Here is a 21416-nt window from a genome sequence, read left to right on the forward strand (position 1 = left end):
CTTACTGCGCGGGTTCCTCGCGCGCAAAATCGTCCTCGCCGAAGGTCGCGCGCAGATCGCCGGTCAATTCGCGCTGCGGAGGGAGCGAACGGGCCGTCTGACGCTCGATCGCGCCTGCGGGCTGCGCATTGGGGGCCATGACGCGCCAGATGATCCCGGCGGTATCGTCGCTCACCAAGAGAGCACCATCCTGCGCCCAGCCGACCCAGGTCGGACGGCCGCGCGTGGTCCCCTCGCCGGTAAGGAAATCGGTGAGGACCGGAACGGGCTTGCCCTGCGGATTGCCGCGCTCGTCGAAGGCGACATAGACCACGTCATAGCCTGCGGCGGGCTTGCGGTTCCACGACCCGTGCCGCGCGACGAAGGCGCCGGAGCCGAATTGCGGGCCCATGCGCGCGCCTTCCTTCGTGAAAGCGAGACCCAGGGCCGCAACGTGCGGCCCCATCGCATATTCGGGGCGACGGGCATATTCGGTGAGATAGGCGGGCATCGGCGCGTCCACCCGCTCGTCGATCTTGTTGCGCCAGTATACCCACGGCCAGCCATATTGCGCACCCACGGGAACATTGGTGAGGTAGTCGGGCACGAGGTCCGATCCGAGCATGTCGCGCTCGTTCACCGTGGTCCACAATTCGCCCGACCAGGGATTGAAATCGAGACCGTTGGCATTGCGCAGACCGGCACCGAAGACGCGCTGCGTGTTCGTTTTGAGATTATATTCCCAGATCAGGGCACGGCCTTCTTCGGCCTCCATGCCCTTCTCGCCGATATTCGAAGCCGAGCCGACCGCGACATAGAGACGATCGCCATCGGGATGCAGCGCGATATTGCGCATCCAGTGATTGCCGCCCGGCGCCAGATCCATCAGCTTGCGCGGCGCGCCCAGGCTCGTCGCGCCGAGTTCGTACGGGAAGGCCAGCACCGCATCGTGATTGGCGACGTAGAGCGTCCCGTCATTCCACGCGATGCCCGAAGGCGAGGCGAGTTCGTCGGTCAGCGTGGCGCGCTGTTCGGCCCGCCCATCGCCATCCGCATCGCGCAGCAGCACCAGCTCGTCGGGCGAAGGCCCGGCGGCGCCCGCTTTCTCGAACAGGAGACCGGCAATGAAATTGGTAATCGAAAACCCGCCATCGCCCTCGCTCGCCGGAGCGCGGGTGAGCGTGACCAGCACGTCGCCATTGGGCAGCGTATGGATGACGCGCGGATGATCCAGCCCCTCGGCGAAACGCATCACCGTCAACCCCTCGGCCGCGGTTGGCACCTCGTCCGCCGCCCAGCCGACTGGCTCGGCGATCTTCACCGTGGGGATCGTCTCGGCATCGGGTTCCTGCAAGGTCGGATCGGTGCCCGCGACCTCGTCGACCGTGAGATCGGCGGTGTCGCCCCGCGTTACGACAAAGACCGCCACGGCGATGGCGAGGACCACAACCAGAAGGCCGATGAGGATTTTGGTGCGCGTTTTCATGGGTAGGCGGTTTAGTCCCCCCGGCGCCTTGCGGCAATGGCGCGCGCTTCCTAGCTTGCCCGCCATGTACGATTTCCGCCCCGCCGACGGCACGCCGAAGCCCGAACTCTATCGCGATCTCCTCTCCGCCGCCGACGCGCTGACGGCGGGCGAGACGGACGGTGTCGCCAATATGGCCAATGTCGCGGCGCTGTTGTGGGAATTCCTGCCCGATGTGAACTGGACGGGATTCTACCGCACCGATCCGAAGTCCGAGGATGGCGAACTGGTGCTCGGCCCGTTCGCCGGGCGCCCCGCCTGCATCCGCATCCCGCGCGGCAAGGGCGTGTGCGGCGCTGCGGCGGCGAGTGGGGAGACGCAACTCGTCCCCGATGTTCACGCCTTTCCAGGCCATATCGCCTGCGATTCGGAAACCGCTTCCGAACTCGTCGTACCGGTCCTGCGTGATGGCGACGTGATCGCGGTGATCGATCTCGACAGTCCGCGCGCGGCACGGTTCGACGAAGAGGACCGCGACGGGATCGAGGCGCTGGCGCGGATGCTCGCCGCGCGGATCTGATGCAGATTTCCAGCGCGCATTGCCCCAAACAGGGACAGCGCGCCTCTCCCGGTTTGGACCCGATCGCCGCGTAATGGTATCGCGACGCGCAATCGCCGCGTGAAAGCGGGGGACTCGCGCTCGCGAAAGGAAGACCAGCATGACCATACGCACAATCGCCGCTGCCCTGGCCGCCACCCTCGCCGGGGGAGCGGGCTTCGCCGCCACCGGCGCGGCAGCGCAGACGATCTTCTACGAGGACGGCGATTACCTCTATGCCGTGCCCGGTGACGCCGTGGTCACGGAAACGGTCGAAGCGCCGGCTCCCACCATGACGGTCGTGGTTCCGATGCCCGATAGGGTGCAGCCGGTGTTCACCTACGATCCGGTGGTGCAGCCGATCGGGGGCCCGGTCGTCGAAAGCACGGTCGTGGAGAGCGCTGGCCCGCGCGGTGCGGTGCGCTCGATTCCGGCGCGTCGGGCCGATGAAGCCTATCGTTCGACGGCCTATTCCGGTCCGGTCTATCAGGGCACTTACGCTTACGCGACCGCGCCGCGCTCGGGCTATCTTCCGGGCGGCGGCCAGCTGGTCACTTTCGACCGTGAGGCCTGGCTGGCGGAATGCCGAGCACGCGTAGGAACCTATGAAGACAGCGATCGCGCGCGTCTGATCGGAACGCTCGCCGGAGCAGCGGCAGGTGGTCTCATCGGTAACCGGGTTGCCGGGAGTGGCAATCGCCTCGGCGGGACTTTGATCGGCGCGGGGACCGGTGCACTCGCCGGATCGGTCGTCGGCGATGCGATCGACGATCGCAACGATGCGCGGCGCTACCAGTCAGGCTATGGAGACGATGGCGGCTATTGCGCGGCCTATCTTGACGATTACCTCGCCCGCGCGAGCCTGACCGCAGCGTCGACCACTACGACTGTGCCGGGGCAGCAGTATTTCCTCGTGCCCGTAACGATTCAGGTCGCGCAGCAGCCCGTCTATTCGGACTGAGCCTGCGCGCCCTGTTGAGGGGCCAGCCTAGATTTCTCCGCCCGTCAGGCGCTGGCAGACCAGGTCGAGCTGATCGAGCGTCCGGTAACGGATGCTCACCGTTCCCTTGCCCGGATCGTCGGCCTTGATCCGCACTTGCAGGCCGAGGAACTCCTCCAAATGGCGCTGCACGGCTTCGAGATCCGCATCGGCGGGCGCCGAACCATTGGACGGGGCGCTCGTCCGCCGAGCCTTTGCCGGAGCGTTGCCGCGCGCCAGGCGCTCGACCTCGCGTACGGACAAGTCCGCCTTGACCGCCTGCTCGGCGATCGCGACCGCGTCGTCGTTTCCGATCAGCGCGCGGGCATGACCCATTGAAAGCTTTCCACCCTCGACGAGATCGAGCACCGGAGCGGGCAGCGCGAGCAGGCGCATGATATTCGCGACATGGCTGCGCGACTTCTCGACCATCTTGGCGAGATCGGTCTGAGTCATCCCCTCTTGTTCGGACAGGCGATGATAGGCCCGCGCTTCCTCGACCGCGTTCAGATCCTCGCGCTGCAGGTTCTCGATCAGCGCGAGGGCGGTGATTTCGCGCGTATCCAGTTCGCGCACGATGGCGGGAATGTCGTGGAGCCGCGCCTTCTGCGCCGCGCGCCAGCGCCGTTCCCCGGCAACAAGGCGGTAACGATTGTTACCTTCCGGCGTGACGATGATCGGCTGGATGACCCCGCGTGTCGCGATCGAGGCAGCGAGTTCGGCCAGCGCATCCTCGTCGAAATGGGTGCGGGGCTGGTTCGGCAGGGGCGAAATGGACGCAATCGGGATCGAGCGCAGGCCTTCGCGCGATGAGCCTTGGCCCTCATCGCTATCTGAAGGGGACGAGGATGTAGCGCCACCAGCGGACGCCGCCACCGGCTCCTCGCGGCGCGTCTCGCCCATCAGCGCGCCCAAGCCACGACCGAGCTTGCGCTTGCGGATGGCTACCCGCTCCGCGACGGTCGAGCCGGGCCGCTTGTCGTCGTCAAAATCCTCGCTCATGCGGCCTTCCTTTCCTCTGGCAATCGGCCGATCAACTCCCGCGCCAGCGCGATATAGGCGCGGCTTCCCGGGCAAGCGTGGTCGTAGATCAGCGCGGGCAAGCCATGGCTCGGCGCCTCGGACAGGCGGACATTGCGCGGGATCACCGATTCGAAAACGAGCTTGCCGAGACAATCGCGTACATCGTCGGCGACCTGATCGGTCAGGCGATTACGGCGGTCGAACATGGTGAGGACGACGCCGACAATGCCCAGATCGGGATTGAACCGCTCCTGCACGCGCTCGACAGTCTGAAGCAGCTGGCTGAGACCCTCGAGCGCGAAGAACTCGCATTGCAGCGGGACAAGCAACGTATCGGCCGCGCCGAGCGCGTTGAGCGTCAATAGGCCGAGAGAGGGCGGGCAATCGATGAAGCAGATGTCGTAGCCGCTGCGCGCCGATATGGCCTGATCGAGCCTGGCTGTGCGATCCTCGACGCCGACCAGTTCGACCTCCGCACCGGAGAGATCCTGGGTCGCCGGGACGATGTCGAGGCCGGGAACGTCGGTCCGCTGCGCCGCCTGATCGAGCGTGGCTTCCTGCAGCAGCAGGTCATAGCTCGACACGGTTCGAGCACTATTGGGAATGCCGAGACCGGTTGATGCGTTGCCCTGCGGATCGAGATCGACCAGCAGCGTCTTCCAGCCGGTCGCCGCCATCGCGGTGGCGATGTTGATGGCGGTAGTGGTTTTTCCCACCCCGCCCTTTTGATTGGCGATGGCAATGGTGATCATGGCTTGGCCTCTATTCGTCCCGATCCCGTGATGATGCCCGCTTGCGCGTCGGTTTGCGAGTGTTCCACGTGAAACAGCGCGCGCCGCTTTTTCGGAAGCGCGCCCACTTCCTGCGCCGCCGACCGCCCCTTGGGCAATATCCAGCGCGTCTCCTTTGTGGAGAAGCGAGCGGATAAGTCTAGCAAACGCGGCAACGGAGCGAAGGCGCGCGCCGTTATGCAATCCGCGTCGAAGCTTTCGACATGCTCCAGACGGGCGCCGTGGATCGTGCAGTTTTCGAGCTTGAGATCGGCTTTGACACTCGCAAGCCATTCGACCCGTCTCTTGCGCGACTCGACGAGATGAAAATGCTGGTCGGGCCGCGCGATCGCCAACGCGATGCCGGGGAAGCCTGCTCCGGTCCCAAGATCGAGCCAGACCGACCGTTCGGACCCGGCGTGGTCGAGCAATTGGACCGAATCGGCAATGTGACGCAGCCAGACTTCGTCGAAGCTGCGCGCCGCAACGAGGTTCTGACGCATATTTTCCTCGCGCAGCAAGACGATGAGGCGCTCGAACTTTCTCATCGCCCGATCGTCGCATCGCGCCGCGACGAAAGCGCGCGCCTCGGCTTCGCTTTCGATCATGCCGCGCGGCTTTCAATCCGGCGCGCCCGGACCAGCAGAGCGGCGAGGGCCGCGGGCGTGATGCCCGGGACGCGGGCAGCTGCCGCAAGCGTCTCCGGCTGGGCGCGAGTGAGACGCTCGATCATCTCGTTCGACAGTCCGGCAACCTCCGCATAGGAAAAATCAGCCGGGAGAGCGACGTGGTCGTTGGCGCGCAAATCTCTCAACTCGGCCTCCTGTCGCGCGAGATAGGGCGCATAGGCCGCGTCCTCGGTCGCTTCCGTGACCACCGGATCGCTCCAGTCCCAATCGCTTGGCATGAGAGGTGTCAGGGCATTTGGCTCCACTGCATGGTGCTGGAGCCAGTCACTGACGCTGCGCTTCGCACCGACCGGATCGACTGCAACGCCAACCGCCGCTAGTTCGCGCGGAGACAACTCCCTATCGAGGTCGCTTCGTGCCTGTTCGAGGCGCTCCTGCCGCCGCTCGAACCAGGCGGCCCGTTCCTGTCCAACGCACCCAAGAGCGAGACCCATGGGCGTCAGCCGCGTGTCGGCATTGGCGGCGCGCAGGCGCAGACGGTATTCGGCACGCGAGGTGAGCATACGATAAGGCTCGCTCACCCCATGAAGAGTGAGATCGTCCACCATCACGGCGATATAGGAATTGGCGCGATCGAGTGCCGGGGGTTCGCGATCAAGAACGTGCGCCGCCGCATTCAGACCCGCGACGAGGCCCTGTGCTGCCGCCTCCTCATAACCCGTCGTCCCATTGATCTGCCCCGCACAATAGAGGCCGGGCATGGCCCGCACCTGCAAATCGCGCGACAAGGCACGTGGATCGATATGATCGTATTCCACCGCATAGCCGGGAACGACCATATCGACTTTTTCCAACCCCTCCATGCTGCGCAGCATCCCGAGCTGGGTATCCTCGGGAAGCGAGGTGCTGATCCCGTTGGGATAGACGAGATGCGTGCCCAACCCTTCCGGCTCGAGGAAGACCTGATGCCCCTCCCGATCGCCGAAACGATGGATCTTGTCCTCGATCGACGGGCAATAGCGCGGCCCCTGCCCCGCGATCGCACCGCTGAAAAGCGGAGAGCGATCGAGATTGGCGCGGATGATATCGTGGCTTTCGCGATTGGTCCGCGTGATCGCGCAGAAGACTTGCGGGTTTTGCCGCGCCGATGTCAGCGAGGACATGGTCCAGTCTTCACCATCCGAAGGCTGTTCCTCCAGACGCGCCCAATCGATCGTTCGCCCGTCGAGACGCGGCGGCGTGCCGGTCTTGAGGCGCGACATCGGGAGATCGGCACTTCGCATCTGGTCGGCGAGACGCTGCGCGGCATTTTCCCCGACGCGTCCGCCTTCCTGCCTCACCTCCCCGCGATACAGCACGCCGCCCAGAAAGGTGCCGGTGCAAAGAATAACGCTGGGTGCTTCGAGCGCCGTCCCATCGGCCAGATCGACGCCTGAAACCCGCCCACCCGAAAACCGCAGGCCCGCAGCTTCGCCCGCGACGCTCGTCAAAGTCGAAAGCTGTGCCAGCTGGCTCTGGACGGATCGCTTGAACAGCCGCCGGTCCGCCTGGACACGCGGCCCCCAGACCGCGCTGCCTTTCGAACGGTTGAGCATCCGGTAATGAATCGCACCCGCATCCGCCGCACGGCCGATCACGCCATCGAACGCGTCAACCTCGCGCACCAGATGGCCCTTCCCCAATCCACCGATAGCGGGATTACAGCTCATCGCGCCGACCGTGGCCGGGTCGAAGGTCACGAGGGCAACACACAGGCCCATGCGCGCGCCGGCCGCAGCCGCTTCCACACCGGCGTGTCCTCCGCCGATCACGATGATGTCGAATTGCGCCATGAGTCGCTAATAGAAGGGAGCAGCCGCGCGGTCAAAGCCGTTCCTGTCCGCGTGTTCCACGTGAAACATCACTTTCCAATGCAGAACCGTCCGAACAGTGCATCGAGCATATCTTCCGTCGAGGCGCGGCCCAGCAACGCATCGAACGCGCGGCGGGCGATGCGCAATTCCTCGCCCATCGTGAGCAAATCCTGAGAGGGCCGGAGCGATTGCAGGGCTTGAACCGCCTCGCCGACCAGCCGCCGCTGCCGCGCATTCAGAGCGGCCTCACCCGGTTTGGGCAGAACGCTCCGCGCGCGTTCGACGACATCGGCTTCGAGCGCATCCATGCCCGAACCGGTAACAACCGATACCGTGTGCGAGGCCGAACGCTTGGCTTCGAAATCCTCGGCGTCGGCTCGCGCCGCAACCTCGACCGCTCCCTTAGGTCCCTCCCCCTCCGGCCCAAGCCAGAGGACGATGTCGGCGCGCTCCAGCTGCGCTCCGGCCCGTTCGATCCCGATTCGCTCGATCGCATCCCCGCTGTCGTCCCGCAGTCCGGCGGTGTCGACCAGAACCAGCGGTACGCCGCCGAGCGCGACCGGACGTTCGATCGCATCGCGCGTCGTTCCCGCCATGGGAGAGACGATCGCCGCCGCATCGCGGACCAGCGCGTTGAAAAGGCTCGATTTCCCACTATTGGGCGGCCCGGCCAGAACGACGCGCACGCCGTCGCGCAAGCGTTCGACCGGCGGCCGCTCGAGCCACTGCGCCATCTGCCCCGCCAGATCGCTCGTTTCGGCGAAGAAGGCGTCGGGCAAATCCTCGACATCGTCCTCATCCGCAAAATCCAGCACGGCTTCGACCTGGGCGCCGAGAGAAAGGACGCGATCCCGCCATGCCTCGGCCTGCCGCGAGATCGCCCCGGAAAACGCCCGCGTTGCCGCCTGCCGCTGCAATTCGGTTTCCGCTGCAAGCAGATCGCCCAGCCCCTCCGCTTCGGCGAGGTCGAGCACACCATTCGCAAAGGCCCGGCGCGTGAACTCTCCCGCTTCGGCATGGCGCAGATTTTCGAAGCCCGCCAATTCGCCCAGGATCGCCGCGATCACCGCGCGGCCACCATGGCAATGCAGTTCCGCCAGATCCTCGCCCGTCGCCGTGCGCGGCCCAGGGAACCAGAGCACCAGAGCCGAATCGAGCAAGCCGCCGTTCGCGTCCCGCAATGTCCGCAAAGACGCCCGCCGCGGTTCAGGGAGTGCCCCCGCGAGCCTTGCGATAGCATCGCCCGCATCGGGGCCGCTGATCCGCACCACCGCGATCGCGCAGGGCGGCGTGCCGCTCGACACGGCGAAGATCGTATCGCTCATCCTTCCCGCCCCGCCGACGCGGTTCTCAAGCTCAGCTGGGGCTATCGCCGCCCGGCTTCGAGAAAACCGGCCCGCGAGTGGCCTGCGCCCCTTCCATGAAGCTCTGGAACAGCTTGAATCCCGCCTGCCCCATCGGCGCGAGCTGGCGAGCATATTCCTGAAGCTTCTCAGTGTCCGAGACACCCGACATCGCCTTGGACATCATGTCGACATAGACGGCGTTGGCCTTGCCCACGTCGGGCAGGCCCATGAAGCTCCGGGCCTCTTCCGGGGTACAATCGATTTCGACATGGACCTTCATCGCGCTTCCTCCGTTAGCTTTCTGAGACCTATCTGGGTCGGGGAGGCGGGGGAAGCAAGTTTCACCTCGTCGAACCGGTCCATCAATCGTGAAACACAGCAGCGAGGGACATCCCAATGAGCACGACCACCAACATCCCCACCCTGAACGGCGACGGCGAATTCAAGGCCTATGTCGCCCGTCCGGCGGACGAACCCAAGGCCGCGATCGTGGTGATCCAGGAGATCTTCGGCGTGAATGCCGGCATTCGCCGCAAGGCCGACAAGCTCGCCGAAGCCGGGTATCTCGCGGTCGCGCCCGACCTGTTCTGGCGGATGGAGCGCGGCATCGAACTCGATCCCGATGTCGAGCCCGAATTCCAACAGGCGCTCGACTGGATGCAGAAATTTGACCAGGACACGGGCGTCCGCGATATCGAGGCAACGATCAAATGGGCGCGCGAGGAGAGTGGGGGGAAGAAGGTCGGCGCGGTCGGTTACTGCCTCGGAGGGCGGCTCGCCTATATGACGGCGGCGCGAACCGATTCGGATGCGACGGTCGGCTATTACGCGGTCGGCGTGGATGAATTGCTGCGCGAGAAGGACGCGATCGCCAATCCGCTGATGCTGCACATCCCGACCGAGGACGGGTTTGTCGACAAGGAGACGCAGACAAAGATGCATGAGGGACTTGATCCGGACCCCAAGGTGACGCTGCACGATTACGAGGGGATGGACCACGGCTTCGCGACCGAGTTCGGGAAGCGTCGCAATGAGGAGAATGCGGAGCTTGCCGACAAGCGTACCGCCGAATTCTTCGCCGAACATCTGGAGGCCTGATGACAAACCCGGCTAAGCTGCGCCCATCGTCCGAACTGTTCATGCGGTTTGGTCCGACACTCCTGGTCGTCCTGCTGGTCGCCCTGTCGCTGACGGTGCCCGCATGGCGGTGGGGGCTCGCTCTGTCCCTGCCGCTGCTGGCGCTGGCGATCTACGACTTCACGCAGCGAAGCCATACCCTGTGGCGCAACTACCCGATCCTCGCCCATATCCGCTGGATCGCGGAGGATCTGCGCCCCTTCGCCCAGGCCTATTTCGTGGAAAGCGATATCGACGGGCGCCCCTACAACCACAATGAACGGGCCCTGGTCTACGCGCGCAGCAAAGGCCAGCTCGCTTCGCATCCCTTCGGCACCGAGCTGGACGTCTATTCGGACGAATATGAGTGGCTCGCCCATTCGATGGCGCCGAAGGAGGGCATTGCCAAGGAATGGCGCGTCGATGTCGGCAACGATCAGTGCAAGCGGCCCTATTCCGCCGCTCTTCTGAATATTTCCGCGATGAGCTTCGGATCGCTGTCCGCCAACGCGATCAAGGCGCTGAACAAGGGCGCGGCTGCGGGCAATTTCTACCACGATACCGGAGAAGGTGGCCTGTCGCGCTATCACCGCGAACATAACGGCGATCTCGTCTGGGAGATCGGCAGCGGGTATTTCGGGTGCCGCAAGGATGATGGCGCGTTCGATCCCGACAGATTCGCCGACACCGCGCAGATCGACCAGGTCAAGATGGTCGAGATCAAGCTGAGCCAGGGGGCCAAGCCGGGCCATGGCGGCGTCCTTCCCGGCTCGAAGGTGACCGAGGAAATCGCCGAAGCACGCGGGGTCACGGCTGGGCAGGATTGCGTCAGCCCTGCCGCGCACTCGACCTTTTCGACGCCGGTGGAACTGCTGGAATGGGCGGCGCGGCTGCGCGATCTTTCGGGTGGCAAGCCCGTCGGCGCGAAACTGTGCGTCGGCAAGCCGCACGAAGTGTTCGCGCTCGTCAAGGCGATGCGCGAAACGGGGATCGTGCTCGACTATCTGGTGGTGGACGGAGCGGAGGGCGGCACGGGTGCGGCACCGGTCGAATTCTCCAACCGCGTCGGTATGCCTTTGCGCGAAGGGCTGATCCTAGTCCGTAACGCGCTGGTGGGCACGAATCTGAAACCGCAGGTCAAGCTCGCCGCATCGGGCAAGGTGTATTCGGGCGCGGGCATCGCAATCAATCTCGGCCTCGGCGCGGACTGGTGCAATGCGGCGCGCGGCTTCATGTTCGCGCTGGGCTGCGTCCAGTCGCTCAAATGCCATACCGACCACTGCCCCACCGGAATCGCCACGCAGGACAGCACGCGCCAGCGGGGCCTGGTGGTGACCGACAAGAGCGAGCGGGTGGCCCGGTTCCAGCGCAGTACGCTCGAATCCTTTCGCGAAATGGTCATCGCCATGGGCCTCGAAAATCCCTGGCAGATCGAACCGCGCCATATCTCGGAACGTCTCGATTCGGCCCGCGCGGACAGCGTGGATCGCATCCAGACCTTCCTCGCGCCCGGCCAATTGCTCGACGATCCGGACTCGACGCCCTATCAACGCTATTGGGACGCAGCGCGGATAGACAGTTTCAAGGAAGCATGATGTCGGCCGAACGAGGATTGCGCCGCTGGCACGCGGCGGTCGATGGGGGCAATGACGCGGCCGTCCTCGGCGCGATGATAGCGGAAGACGCCGTCTTCCACTCGCCCGTGGTCCACACCCCCCAGAAAGGCCGCCCGATCGTCACAGCCTATCTGGCCGCCGCCGGGCAGACGCTGGGAAATGACACCTTCCGCTATGTCCGCGAGATTGTGGACGGCGATACCGCCATGCTCGAATTCGAAACCGAGATGGACGGGATCCACGTCAACGGCGTCGACATCATCCGCTTCGGTGCGGAGGGCCATATCCTCGATTTCAAGGTGATGGTCAGGCCGCTGAAGGCGGTGAATAAGGTCTGGGAGATGATGGCCGCGCAGCTGGAGCGGATGAAGGGCTAAGTTAATTTGAAACTGAATTCATGTTGATCAAGATCTGAACATAGCTCGGTATGAAGGCGATCAAGATCCAAAATAAAACCGAAGGTCATTTGACCCTGCTTCGTCATATCGAAGAGATTTCTATTTGAATCAGTTAAAAAAAGTTCACCCGCGCTGATTGTGAGATAGCGAATCTTTTCATCGCCAAGCGAGAAGCTCGCACGGTCAGCATCCCACTTTTTATCTTGAAATTCCAGCAGCGCTTTCTTCAGTGCTTGGACCGAAGCTCCGTTCTGAAGAAGCTGCGCAAAAACCTTCAGAACAAGCAAGTCGCGAAAAGTGTAAGCTCGCCCTTTACCCCTACGCTTTTCTCTAACCTTTCTCCGAACAAAAACACCCGAACGCTCGAGGTAATCGAGCATCGCAACCGTCTTGAAACCACAAATCTTTGCAGCTCGACGTGCATCCACAATTTCTGATTTCATAGTTCTGCTCAGAACTATGTTTAAAATCGCGCGGATTGGCAAGAGTTGCCACACTTATTCAGGGATCAATCAACTTTTGGTGGGTCTCACGCTATTGCAGGCACAAGATATTGAGCGCAGCAAGAGACATCGCCAAATGCGGCGCTAGGAAGGAGGCAACGATGTATTTTGAGAAATATCAGTCCGGCGGTTGGCGCTGGCGTCTCAAAGCAGCCAATCACGAGATAATCGCGTCGGGCGAAGCCTATGTCAACGAACGCGACTGCGACCACGCGATCAATCTCGTGAAGGGCACCAATGGTTCCACACCTGTGTACCGTCGATAACGATACACCTTACGAATTGCGGTTCAACCAAATCCGGTTGATCTGACTGGAAAGGGCCACCCTGTTTCACGGGGCGGCCCTTTCGCTTACTGGTTCATCGTCGCGAAGAAGTCTTCGTTGGTCTTGGAATCCTTCATCTTGTCGAGGAGGAATTCCATCGCATCGATCGTGCCCATCTGCATGAGGATGCGGCGCAGGACCCACATCTTCGACAGCTTGTCCTTCTCCACCAGCAGCTCTTCCTTGCGGGTGCCGGACTTGCCCACATCGAGCGCGGGGAAGATGCGCTTGTCGGCGACCTTGCGGTCGAGGACGATTTCCGAGTTGCCGGTGCCCTTGAACTCTTCGAAGATCACCTCGTCCATCCGGCTGCCGGTATCGATCAGCGCGGTGGCGATGATGGAGAGCGAGCCGCCCTCCTCGATATTGCGCGCCGCGCCGAAGAAGCGCTTGGGCCGCTGGAGCGCATTGGCGTCGACACCGCCGGTCAGCACCTTGCCCGAGCTGGGCACCACAGTGTTGTAAGCGCGGCCGAGGCGCGTGATCGAATCCAGGAGGATGACGACATCGTGCTTGTGTTCGACCAGGCGCTTCGCCTTCTCGATCACCATTTCGGCGACCTGGACGTGGCGATTGGCAGGCTCGTCGAAGGTGGAGGAAATGACCTCGCCCTTCACCGAACGCTGCATGTCGGTGACTTCCTCAGGTCGTTCATCGACGAGCAGGACGAGGAGGAAGACCTCGGGGTGATTGTCGGTGATCGCCTTGGCGATGTTCTGCAACAGCACGGTCTTACCCGTGCGCGGTGGCGCCACGATCAGCGCGCGCTGGCCCTTGCCCTGCGGCGAAACGATGTCGATCACCCGCGCGCTCTTGTCCTTTACCGTCGGATCAAGCGTGTCCAAGGACAGCTTCTGTTCGGGATAGAGCGGGGTGAGATTGTCGAAATTGGTGCGCATCCGCACCGCTTCGGGATCGTCGAAATTGACCTTGTAGAGCTTGGTCAGGGCGAAATAGCGCTCGCCTTCCTTGGGTGCGCGAATTTCGCCTTCGACGGTGTCGCCGGTCCTCAGGCCCCATTTGCGCACCTGGTTGGGCGAGACGTAGATATCGTCCGGCCCGGCGAGGTAATTGGCTTCGGGCGAGCGCAGGAAGCCGAAGCCGTCCTGAAGCACCTCGATGGTGCCGATGCCCATGATCTTTTCTTCGTATTCCTCATCCTCGGCCAGTTCGCGCAGGATGCAGAACATCAAATCCTGCCGCCGCATCGTGCTCGCGCCCTCGACGCCGAGTTCCTCCGCCATCGAGACGAGGTCGGCCGGGGTCTTTTCTTTCAAATCCTTGAGATGCATCAGTTTTCTCGAATTATAAGGGTAGCTTGGAAATGGCCCTGAAGGTCGTGTGTCCGCAGCCGGTGAAGGGCGGACGGGCTTGGGGAAAGCAGACCCGGCCAGCGCGATTGTCCCGCGAAGGCCTCAGCCGAATAGGAGATAAGCGAATTACGTCCGCCGCCCGCACCCGTCAATCGCGAAAGCGGTGGGGCGAGGAATCAGGGCGATTGATCAGAGTGACGAATCAGAACGGTTTGACGATCACCAGCACCACGATCAGCGCCAGCAGGATCGCAGGCACCTCGCCGAACAGCTTCAATTGCTTCTCGCTCAAAGGGCGTTCGCCCTTCAGCATCTTCTTCGCCTGGACGACCATGTACATGTGGTATCCCGTCAGCAGCAGCACCAGCAGCAGCTTGGCATGGAACCAGCCTTGCGAGAACGCGCCGATCGTGCCCGCCAGCGCGAAGCCGAGCAGCCAGACGACGATAAGGCTGGGGGTCAGGATGATGCGGCGCAATTTGCCGATCCGGTCCTGCCACACCGCGCTTTCGGGCGAGTCCGCATCGTAGGGATGGAGATACAGCATCTGGCGCGGCAGGATGAACAGGCCGGCCATCCAGAACACCATGAAGATGATATGCCCGGCCTTCAGCCAGAGATAGGTCATGGAGAAAAATTCCTGCATCGCCAGCCCATCTAGGACCGCTGGCGCCATGCGCCAAGGGGGAGATTCAGCGAGAGATCGCGCCTAGCCGCGCACCGCCGCCAGCAGGCGCTCGACATGCTCGATCGGCGTGCGCCGGTCGATCCCATGACCGAGATTGAAGACATGCGGCCGATCCTGAAGCGCATCGAGAATGAAGCGCACCCGCGTTTCGAGATCTCCGTTCCCCGCAAGCAGGAGCAGCGGATCGAGATTGCCCTGCACCGGCATCCCCGCGGGCAGTTCGCGCGCCGCCCACACCGGATCGAGCGTTTCATCGAGGCCGACCGCATCGACCCCCGTCTCGCGCGCATAGGACGGCAGTTTTTCGCCTGCGCCCTTGGGAAATCCGATCACGGGCGTATCGGGATGCGATTGCTTCAAAGCCGCGACGATCGCGGCATTGGGCGCGATAACCTGCTTCTCGAACTGGTCGGGCGCGAGGCTGCCCGCCCAGCTGTCGAACAATTGCACCGCTTCGGCACCGGCATCGATCTGGCCGCGCAGATAGGTCACCGTCTGCTCGACGATGCGGTCGAGAATCGCGCGCAGCCGTTCGGGATCGCGATAGGCGAGAGCGCGCGCCTCGTGCTGGTCGCGGCTGCCCTCACCCGCGATCATGTAGGTCGCGACCGTCCAGGGCGAACCGGCGAAGCCCAGCATGGTGGTCTCCGCGCCCAGCCTCGCCCGGCAACGGCGCACCGTCTCGTAGATCGGCTCGTAATGCTCGGGATGCGGCTCCAGAGCGTCGAGAGCGGTCTCCAGCAGCGTCGGCGAGAGTTTGGGTCCCTCGCCTGCCAGAAACTCGAGATGCTGCCCCAGAGCGTGCGGAACGATCAGGATATCGGAAAACAGGATCGCCCCGTCGAAGCCGAACCGCTCGATCGGCTGCAAGGTCACTTCGCACGCCGCCTCGCTGTCATAGGCGAGTTCGAGGAAACCGCCCTTCTGGCTGCGCAATTCGCGATATTCGGGCAGATATCGCCCCGCCTGGCGCATGAGCCAGACCGGCGCGCGGGGCCCACGTTTTCCGTTCAGCGTATCGAGCAGGAGACCGGGCATCGGGTAGGTCCAATCCAATAATACAATATTATTATAAGGTTTGATGGAGTCTGTTGGCCCTGTGGAAAGCGGGCATATCCCGCCCCTGCCCGATTTCTCCCGACCTGACCAGACTTGGGCCGAATGCGACTCGCGGGCCCCATTGAGTCAAATCCAAACTCTCCCCGCTATCCCCAGCCTGTCGACATCCCTCCCATCCTGTCGGCAAGTGGCGGGGCGGATCGGCCGGTAGCGGGGATCGAATCCTCTCCCGAACTTGTCGGCAGGTTCGTCCCGTGGTTTATGCCGGTCTTCTCCACAGGCTGAGCGGAAGGCCGGACCACACGTGACGACGCGCATTCACCTCCATCTCGTCTCCGATTCCACCGGGGAAACGCTGGAGATGATCGCCAAGGCCGCGCTCGCCCAGTTCGAGAATGCCGATGTGGTGCGCCATTTCTGGCCCATGGTCCGCTCGCGCCAGCATCTCGACCGGATCATGCCTGATCTCGCCGCGGATGCGGGCCTCGTCCTCTATACGCTCGTCAATCCCGAGACCAGGGAGAGGCTGGAAGAGCGCTGCCGCGCGCTCGGTCTGTCGGCCGTGCCGGTGCTTGACGGCGTGACGTCGGCGCTGGAAACCGCGCTTGGCCAGGAAGCCCATGGCAAGCCCGGTCGCCAGCATCTGATGGACAAGGCCTATTTCGAGCGGGTCGAGGCGATCCAGTTCACGATCGCGCATGATGACGGGGTAGGGTGGGAGGATTGGGAAGAGGCCGACATCGTGCTGGCGGGCGTGTCGCGCAGCTCAAAGACGCCGACCAGCATCTATCTCGCCAATCGCGGGTACAAGGTCGCGAATATCCCGCTGGTGGTCGAAAGCCCGCCGCCGAAATCCCTGTTCGAGCTGAAAATGCCGCTGGTGGTCGGCCTCACCAGCGCGCCCGAACGTCTGGTCCAGATCCGGCGCAATCGCCTGCTGAGCCTCAACGAAGGGACCACCACCGATTACGTCGATCACGAGCGGGTGCGCGAGGAGATCGCCTTCGCGCGGCGCCTGTTCGCTGACAAGGGCTGGCCGGTGATCGATGTCACCCGCCGCTCGATCGAGGAGACCGCGGCGGCGATCATCAAGCTGCTGGGCGAACGCAGCCGCAGGGCGAGTGACGGGCAGTTCGAAGGGTTGAAACCGATATGAGCGATAGTGTCAGCGGCATGGTTTCACGTGAAACAATCCTGCTCGCGTCGAACAGCGCCTCGCGCAAGGCGATGCTGAGCGCGGCGCAGATCGCGTTCGAAGCGATTCCGGCGGATGTGGACGAGCGGGCGCTCGAGGCCGAGATGGCGGATGGCGAGCCTGCCGAGATCGCCCAGGCGCTGGCGGCGGCGAAGGCGGCGGCGGTTTCGGCCGAAAACCCTGAGCGTCTGGTGCTGGGCAGCGATTCGCTGGTCGAGGTCGAGGGACAGCGCTTCGACAAGCCCGCGAGCCGCGAAGAGGCGGCGGAGCATTTGCGGTTCTTCTCCGGCAAGGTGATGACGCTGCACAGCGCGGCGGCCCTCGCCCGCGATGGACGTATTGTCTGGATCGGCGGCGATTTCGCGCGGCTGATGGTGCGCGACCTGTCAGAGGAATTCATCGCCGCCTATCTCGACGCGGAATGGCCCGCCGTGTCCTATTGCGTCGGCGTGTTTCGCATCGAAGGACCGGGCGTCCACCTGTTCGAACGGATCATGGGCGATCAGTTCACCGTGCTCGGAATGCCGCTTCTGCGGGTGCTGGCCGCTTTGCGCGAGGAAGGCGCGCTGGTTTCATGACCGTTCCTTTTTCCGGGCCCTATGCGGAAGTGATCGGCGATCCGATCGCCCAGTCGAAATCGCCCGCGATCCACGGCTTCTGGCTCGAAAAACTCGGGATCGCGGCGGATTATCACGCCACCTTGGTCAAACCCGATGGCATCGGGGATTACCTCGCATCGCGGCGGACAGATCCGGCCTGGCGCGGATGCAACGTCACCATGCCGCACAAGCAGCTGGTCCAACCTTCGCTCGACGCGATTGAAGAACCCGCCGCCGCGATCGGAGCGGTGAACACGATCCGTCGCGATGGTGATGGAGTGCTGACCGGCCATAACACCGATGCGGCAGGCTTTCTCGAACCGCTCCGCCCCCTGCTCGCCCGCCAGCATTATTTCCGCATGGCGCGCATTCTCGGCACCGGCGGCGCGGCGCGGGCGATCGTGACGGCGCTGGCGGGCGAAGGCTTCACTCTAGTCCTGGCAGGCCGCGATCCGAAGAAAGCCCGCGCCTTGCTCGACGAACTGGCGCCGGATGGCGAACACCACGCCGCCGATCTCGCCCATTTCGCGTCCCCCACCGACTTCGCCTTCGACGACCGCGAGGGGTGCTGCGACTTGATCGTGAATGCCAGCCCGCTGGGAATGCGCGGGCAGCCGCCCCTCGCCTTCGACTGGAGCCATGCCCCGCCCCGCTCGATCGCCTACGACATCGTCACGGATCCGGTGGAGACCGAATTTCTCAAGAATGCTCGCGCCGCCGGTTTCGCCACGATCGACGGGCGCGCCATGCTGATCGGGCAGGCGGCGGAGGCGTTCGAACTCTTCTTCGGCCAGCCCGCCCCGCGCGAGCACGACGCGGACCTGCGCGCGCTGCTGACGCGATGACCCGGCCGCTCGTCATCGGGCTCACCGGGTCGATCGGGATGGGCAAGTCCACAGTCGCGGCCATGTTCGCCGCCGCCGGTATCCCCGTCTTCGACGCCGACCGCGAGGTTCGCGCGATGCAGGGGCCGGGCGGCGCGCTGGTCCCTGCGATCGAGGCCGCCTTTCCCGGCAGCACCGGGCCCCACGGCGTCCTTCGCGACGCATTGGGCGCCAGGGTCTTCGGCGACGATGCTGCGCTCGCCCGGTTGGAGAAAATCGTCCATCCCGCCGTGGCCGAGCGGCGCGCGGCCTTCCTGCGCGATCACGCGGATGCGCCGCTGGTGATCTTCGATATTCCGCTCCTGTTCGAGAAAGGCGGCGTTGACGCGGTCGATCGCGTGGTGGTCGTGTCCGCTCCGGCAGAAGCGCAGCGCAGGCGCGTGCTCGCGCGGCCCGGCATGACCGAAGCGAAATTCGCCGACATCCTCGCGCGCCAGACTCCCGATGCGGAGAAGCGCGCCCGCGCCGATCATGTCGTCGATACGGGCGTATCGCTCGAAGAGACCGAGGCCGAGGTGCTGGCGCTGATCGAACGCCTACGCGGCTCAACCGGCCCCTTGTAATCCGGCCCCTTGTAATCAGGCCCGCCCCGTCCGATAGATATCGCAATGCGCGAGATCGTCTTCGACACCGAAACCACCGGCCTCGATCCAAGGACCGGGGATCGCATGGTGGAAATCGGCTGTATCGAGATCGTCAATCTGATGCCCACGGGGCGCAGTTTCCACGCCTATTACAATCCCGAACGGGATATGCCCGCAGGCGCCGAAGCGGTGCATGGCCTCTCCGCCGCTTTCCTGTCCGACAAGCCGCTGTTCCGGGATGGGGCGGCGGATCTGCTCGCTTTCATAGGGGACGATCCCCTGGTCGCGCACAATGCGGGCTTCGATTTCGGCTTCCTCAACAACGAGCTGGAACTGTGCGGGCTGACCCCGGTCGATACCGGGCGGATGGTCGACACCGTGGCTCTGGCGCGCAAGCGGCATCCGGGGGCCAAGCTCTCGCTCGACGCGCTGTGCACGCGTTACGGGATCGATCGCAGCCACCGGGTCAAGCACGGCGCGCTGCTCGACGCGGAATTGCTGGCGCAGGTCTATGTCGAATTGCGCGGCGGGCGGCAGATCGGGCTGGAGCTGGCGGCCGATGCCGCATCAAGTCAGTCGGGCGATACGCACCAGCCCGCGACCCTCCAGCTGCGCCAGGCACCGACCGGCGCGCGCCGCGAACCGCGTCCGCACGCGGCGTCCGCCGCCGAACTGGCGCGCCACGCCGAATTCGTCGGCAAGATGAAGGCACCGCTTTGGCTGAAGTGAGTTAGGAATATCCGGCGTATCCCGGGACGGCGGGATGCCCCGGCCAATGGGATCGGCGACGTTTAGCAAGGAGAACGATAATATGGATATCCGCGTCTCGGGCCACCAGATCGAAACCGGCGCCGCCTTGCAGGACCATGTGTCCGACCGGCTGCAGGCCATGGTCGAGAAATATTTCAGCCGCGCGCTCAGCTCGCACGTCACCTTCGGCAAGGCTGGGTCCGGCGCGTTTTCCTGCGACATCGTCACCCACGTCAACAAGGGCCTGATCCTCAAGAGCCATGGCGAGGCGCATGACGTCCATCAGAGCTTCGACCAGGCGCTCACCAAGGTCGAGAAGCAGCTGCGCCGCTACAAGCGCCGGGTGCAGGACCGCCATAGCCAGGCCGCCCACGCCATGGCGGAGGAAGAGGCCGCCTACACGATCTTCGCCGCGCCCGAACCCGATCAGGCGGACGAGCGCGAGGAAGAGAACGCACCGCCCATCGTCGCCGAGACCACGGCGGACATTCCCGAAGCCACCGTCGCCGATGCGGTGATGATGCTCGACCTGCGGGATACCGGCGCGCTGTTCTTCAAGAATGCGGGCACGGGCCGACACAACATGGTCTATCGCCGCCGCGACGGGACGATCGGATGGGTCGAGCCGAAGCGGGCCGACTGATCCACCTGATCTGACGCGAAACCTTGCGTCCGAGAGGCGTTCCGGGGCACGGGGGAAGGGTCATGGCCGACGACACACCACCCTCCCCCGCTTTCACGCCCAAGCCCAGCGAAGGCGCCGCATCGCATCACCGCGCGCTCGAGCGGCTGTATCGCTCGGCGCCGGTGAACACCCTGTTCGCCTCCGAACTGGCGATCGAGGGCGAGGGGCGCGCGCGGATCAGTTTCGATATCACCGAGGACGTCTTCCACGCGGCGGGTGCCGCCCACGGGACGGTCTATTTCAAGATGCTCGACGATGCGGCCTTCTATGCGGCCAACACGCTGGTGACGGACCGCTTCCTGCTCACGACATCGTTCAACCTCCATTTCACGAAACCGGTGCGGACCGGGCGCGTGATCGCGGAAGGGCGCTGGATCAGCGGGCGTCGCCGCGTCTTCGTCGCCGAATCGCGGCTGGTCGATGCGGAAGGGGACGAGATCGGACGCGGAACGGGCACCTTCATGCGCTCGCGCATCGCGCTTTCCGGCCTGCCCGGTTACGCACAATAGCCCGATGGACGATGCGCGCCTGCCCGCCCATGTCGAAGTCGCCGGGCTGATCCGCGCGGTCCAGGCGGCGGGCGGGTTCGCGACGGTGCTGCACAAGGGGGAGCGCGACGCGGGCGCGATTTGCCTGATTGCGACACATAAAGGCCACAATTCAACACTGTGGGAGCGGATGCCCCAGCTTGACGGGTCGCGGAAATTCGTCGCGACCAAGCATCAAGATACTGAAAATAAGGGATATTTTGACGAATACCTCGCCCGCCGCGTGCGTCAGGACCCGGATACCTGGCAGATCGAACTGGATATCGAAAATCCCGAACGCTTCATCGCGTCCTGCTGACCGATCGGCCTGCTAGAGGTTGACTCGGTTTCGGATGTGACTAGTTGGCCGCCGACTTCGCTTGCGTAGGCGGTCGTTGGGCATGGGGTCCGATGGCTAGCACGCAGTCGGGGAATGGCCGGCAGGCCCGTAACGGATCGCTCAACGACGCAGAGAACGCGCGACTGATCCCAGCCTGCGACAGGTATTCACCGCCGAATGTATCGGTTTCA

At 64.1% G+C, this 21416-nt stretch carries 25 protein-coding genes; 14 read left to right on the forward strand and 11 right to left on the reverse strand.

Features of this window, described 5'->3' with window-relative positions; translation table 11 throughout:
* Position 1: 1 nt before the first annotated feature.
* On the reverse strand, positions 2 to 1465 hold the full coding sequence (locus tag GRI47_RS12175; RefSeq protein ID WP_160661646.1) for a PQQ-dependent sugar dehydrogenase: 1464 nt from the start codon (positions 1463 to 1465) through the stop codon (positions 2 to 4).
* 64 nt (positions 1466 to 1529) lie between these two features.
* Between GRI47_RS12175 and GRI47_RS12180 the strand changes: the two genes are divergently transcribed.
* On the forward strand, positions 1530 to 2024 hold the full coding sequence (locus tag GRI47_RS12180; RefSeq protein ID WP_160661647.1) for a GAF domain-containing protein: 495 nt from the start codon (positions 1530 to 1532) through the stop codon (positions 2022 to 2024).
* A 139-nt stretch (positions 2025 to 2163) separates the two neighbouring features.
* Entirely contained in the window at positions 2164 to 3003 is an 840-nt protein-coding gene (locus tag GRI47_RS12185; RefSeq protein WP_160661648.1) for a glycine zipper domain-containing protein, read from the forward strand.
* Between the two features lie 27 nt (positions 3004 to 3030).
* Here the strand turns inward: GRI47_RS12185 and GRI47_RS12190 are convergent, their stop codons facing one another.
* The 6 genes from GRI47_RS12190 to GRI47_RS12215 all read right to left on the reverse strand — a co-directional run bounded on the left by GRI47_RS12190 (position 3031) and on the right by GRI47_RS12215 (position 8922).
* The gene (locus tag GRI47_RS12190) at positions 3031 to 4023 is read right to left on the reverse strand and encodes a ParB/RepB/Spo0J family partition protein (RefSeq protein ID WP_160661649.1); all 993 of its coding nucleotides are present in this window, start codon (positions 4021 to 4023) and stop codon (positions 3031 to 3033) included.
* Positions 4020 to 4796: a ParA family protein gene (locus GRI47_RS12195; protein WP_160661650.1), complete on the reverse strand. Its 777-nt coding sequence runs from the start codon at positions 4794 to 4796 to the stop codon at positions 4020 to 4022. Before GRI47_RS12195 ends, GRI47_RS12190 begins: the two co-directional genes overlap by 4 nt.
* Positions 4793 to 5422, reverse strand: a complete 630-nt coding sequence (rsmG, locus tag GRI47_RS12200) for a 16S rRNA (guanine(527)-N(7))-methyltransferase RsmG (RefSeq protein WP_160661651.1) — start codon at positions 5420 to 5422, stop codon at positions 4793 to 4795. Before rsmG ends, GRI47_RS12195 begins: the two co-directional genes overlap by 4 nt.
* Complete coding sequence (gene mnmG, locus GRI47_RS12205; RefSeq protein WP_160661652.1) at positions 5419 to 7275, reverse strand: tRNA uridine-5-carboxymethylaminomethyl(34) synthesis enzyme MnmG; 1857 nt, start codon at positions 7273 to 7275, stop codon at positions 5419 to 5421. The genes rsmG and mnmG overlap by 4 nt, the downstream gene beginning before the upstream one ends.
* A 68-nt stretch (positions 7276 to 7343) precedes the next feature.
* Positions 7344 to 8621, reverse strand: coding sequence for a tRNA uridine-5-carboxymethylaminomethyl(34) synthesis GTPase MnmE (mnmE, locus tag GRI47_RS12210; protein WP_160661653.1), 1278 nt, complete (start codon positions 8619 to 8621; stop codon positions 7344 to 7346).
* Between the two features lie 31 nt (positions 8622 to 8652).
* Entirely contained in the window at positions 8653 to 8922 is a 270-nt protein-coding gene (locus tag GRI47_RS12215) for a DUF6489 family protein (protein WP_160661654.1), read from the reverse strand.
* A 116-nt stretch (positions 8923 to 9038) separates the two neighbouring features.
* Here GRI47_RS12215 and GRI47_RS12220 point away from each other — a divergent pair, with 116 nt between their 5' ends.
* From GRI47_RS12220 to GRI47_RS12230, 3 genes are read left to right on the forward strand one after another with little or no spacing between them, the layout of a single operon-like run.
* Positions 9039 to 9740 (forward strand): dienelactone hydrolase family protein, encoded by a 702-nt coding sequence (locus tag GRI47_RS12220; protein ID WP_160661655.1) that lies wholly within the window; start codon positions 9039 to 9041, stop codon positions 9738 to 9740.
* Positions 9741 to 9781: 41 nt separating this feature from the next.
* On the forward strand, positions 9782 to 11353 hold the full coding sequence (locus tag GRI47_RS12225) for an FMN-binding glutamate synthase family protein (RefSeq protein WP_202387563.1): 1572 nt from the start codon (positions 9782 to 9784) through the stop codon (positions 11351 to 11353).
* Positions 11350 to 11751: a nuclear transport factor 2 family protein gene (locus GRI47_RS12230; RefSeq protein ID WP_160661657.1), complete on the forward strand. Its 402-nt coding sequence runs from the start codon at positions 11350 to 11352 to the stop codon at positions 11749 to 11751. Before GRI47_RS12225 ends, GRI47_RS12230 begins: the two co-directional genes overlap by 4 nt.
* On the opposite strand, the gene GRI47_RS12235 is transcribed toward GRI47_RS12230, so the two are convergent.
* A complete protein-coding gene (locus GRI47_RS12235; RefSeq protein ID WP_160661658.1) occupies positions 11748 to 12215 on the reverse strand; it encodes a MerR family transcriptional regulator in 468 nt (155 codons plus the stop codon). The two genes, GRI47_RS12230 and GRI47_RS12235, sit on opposite strands and share 4 nt — an antisense overlap.
* 161 nt (positions 12216 to 12376) lie before the next feature.
* Between GRI47_RS12235 and GRI47_RS12240 the strand changes: the two genes are divergently transcribed.
* The gene (locus GRI47_RS12240) at positions 12377 to 12541 is read left to right on the forward strand and encodes a YegP family protein (protein WP_160661659.1); all 165 of its coding nucleotides are present in this window, start codon (positions 12377 to 12379) and stop codon (positions 12539 to 12541) included.
* An 86-nt stretch (positions 12542 to 12627) separates the two neighbouring features.
* On the opposite strand, the gene rho is transcribed toward GRI47_RS12240, so the two are convergent.
* From rho to hemE, 3 genes are all read right to left on the reverse strand, one after another.
* The gene (gene rho, locus GRI47_RS12245) at positions 12628 to 13893 is read right to left on the reverse strand and encodes a transcription termination factor Rho (RefSeq protein WP_160661660.1); all 1266 of its coding nucleotides are present in this window, start codon (positions 13891 to 13893) and stop codon (positions 12628 to 12630) included.
* Between the two features lie 223 nt (positions 13894 to 14116).
* Positions 14117 to 14560 (reverse strand): CopD family protein, encoded by a 444-nt coding sequence (locus GRI47_RS12250; RefSeq protein ID WP_160661868.1) that lies wholly within the window; start codon positions 14558 to 14560, stop codon positions 14117 to 14119.
* Between the two features lie 63 nt (positions 14561 to 14623).
* Complete coding sequence (gene hemE, locus GRI47_RS12255; RefSeq protein WP_160661661.1) at positions 14624 to 15640, reverse strand: uroporphyrinogen decarboxylase; 1017 nt, start codon at positions 15638 to 15640, stop codon at positions 14624 to 14626.
* A 325-nt stretch (positions 15641 to 15965) separates the two neighbouring features.
* Between hemE and GRI47_RS12260 the strand changes: the two genes are divergently transcribed.
* From GRI47_RS12260 to GRI47_RS12295, 8 genes are all read left to right on the forward strand, one after another.
* The gene (locus GRI47_RS12260; protein ID WP_160661662.1) at positions 15966 to 16817 is read left to right on the forward strand and encodes a pyruvate, phosphate dikinase/phosphoenolpyruvate synthase regulator; all 852 of its coding nucleotides are present in this window, start codon (positions 15966 to 15968) and stop codon (positions 16815 to 16817) included.
* Positions 16814 to 17434: a Maf family protein gene (locus GRI47_RS12265; RefSeq protein WP_237452787.1), complete on the forward strand. Its 621-nt coding sequence runs from the start codon at positions 16814 to 16816 to the stop codon at positions 17432 to 17434. Before GRI47_RS12260 ends, GRI47_RS12265 begins: the two co-directional genes overlap by 4 nt.
* Positions 17431 to 18300, forward strand: coding sequence for a shikimate dehydrogenase family protein (locus GRI47_RS12270; RefSeq protein WP_160661663.1), 870 nt, complete (start codon positions 17431 to 17433; stop codon positions 18298 to 18300). Before GRI47_RS12265 ends, GRI47_RS12270 begins: the two co-directional genes overlap by 4 nt.
* On the forward strand, positions 18297 to 18902 hold the full coding sequence (gene coaE / locus GRI47_RS12275) for a dephospho-CoA kinase (RefSeq protein WP_160661664.1): 606 nt from the start codon (positions 18297 to 18299) through the stop codon (positions 18900 to 18902). Before GRI47_RS12270 ends, coaE begins: the two co-directional genes overlap by 4 nt.
* A gap of 45 nt (positions 18903 to 18947) precedes the next feature.
* On the forward strand, positions 18948 to 19652 hold the full coding sequence (dnaQ, locus tag GRI47_RS12280) for a DNA polymerase III subunit epsilon (RefSeq protein WP_160661665.1): 705 nt from the start codon (positions 18948 to 18950) through the stop codon (positions 19650 to 19652).
* Positions 19653 to 19734: 82 nt separating this feature from the next.
* On the forward strand, positions 19735 to 20316 hold the full coding sequence (gene hpf / locus GRI47_RS12285) for a ribosome hibernation-promoting factor, HPF/YfiA family (protein WP_160661666.1): 582 nt from the start codon (positions 19735 to 19737) through the stop codon (positions 20314 to 20316).
* Between the two features lie 62 nt (positions 20317 to 20378).
* Positions 20379 to 20867 (forward strand): PaaI family thioesterase, encoded by a 489-nt coding sequence (locus GRI47_RS12290; protein WP_160661667.1) that lies wholly within the window; start codon positions 20379 to 20381, stop codon positions 20865 to 20867.
* Between the two features lie 4 nt (positions 20868 to 20871).
* Positions 20872 to 21204: a DUF1491 family protein gene (locus tag GRI47_RS12295; protein ID WP_160661668.1), complete on the forward strand. Its 333-nt coding sequence runs from the start codon at positions 20872 to 20874 to the stop codon at positions 21202 to 21204.
* Positions 21205 to 21416 lie beyond the last annotated feature (212 nt).

The sequence above is a fragment of the Qipengyuania pelagi genome (assembly GCF_009827295.1).
Classification (GTDB): domain Bacteria; phylum Pseudomonadota; class Alphaproteobacteria; order Sphingomonadales; family Sphingomonadaceae; genus Qipengyuania; species Qipengyuania pelagi.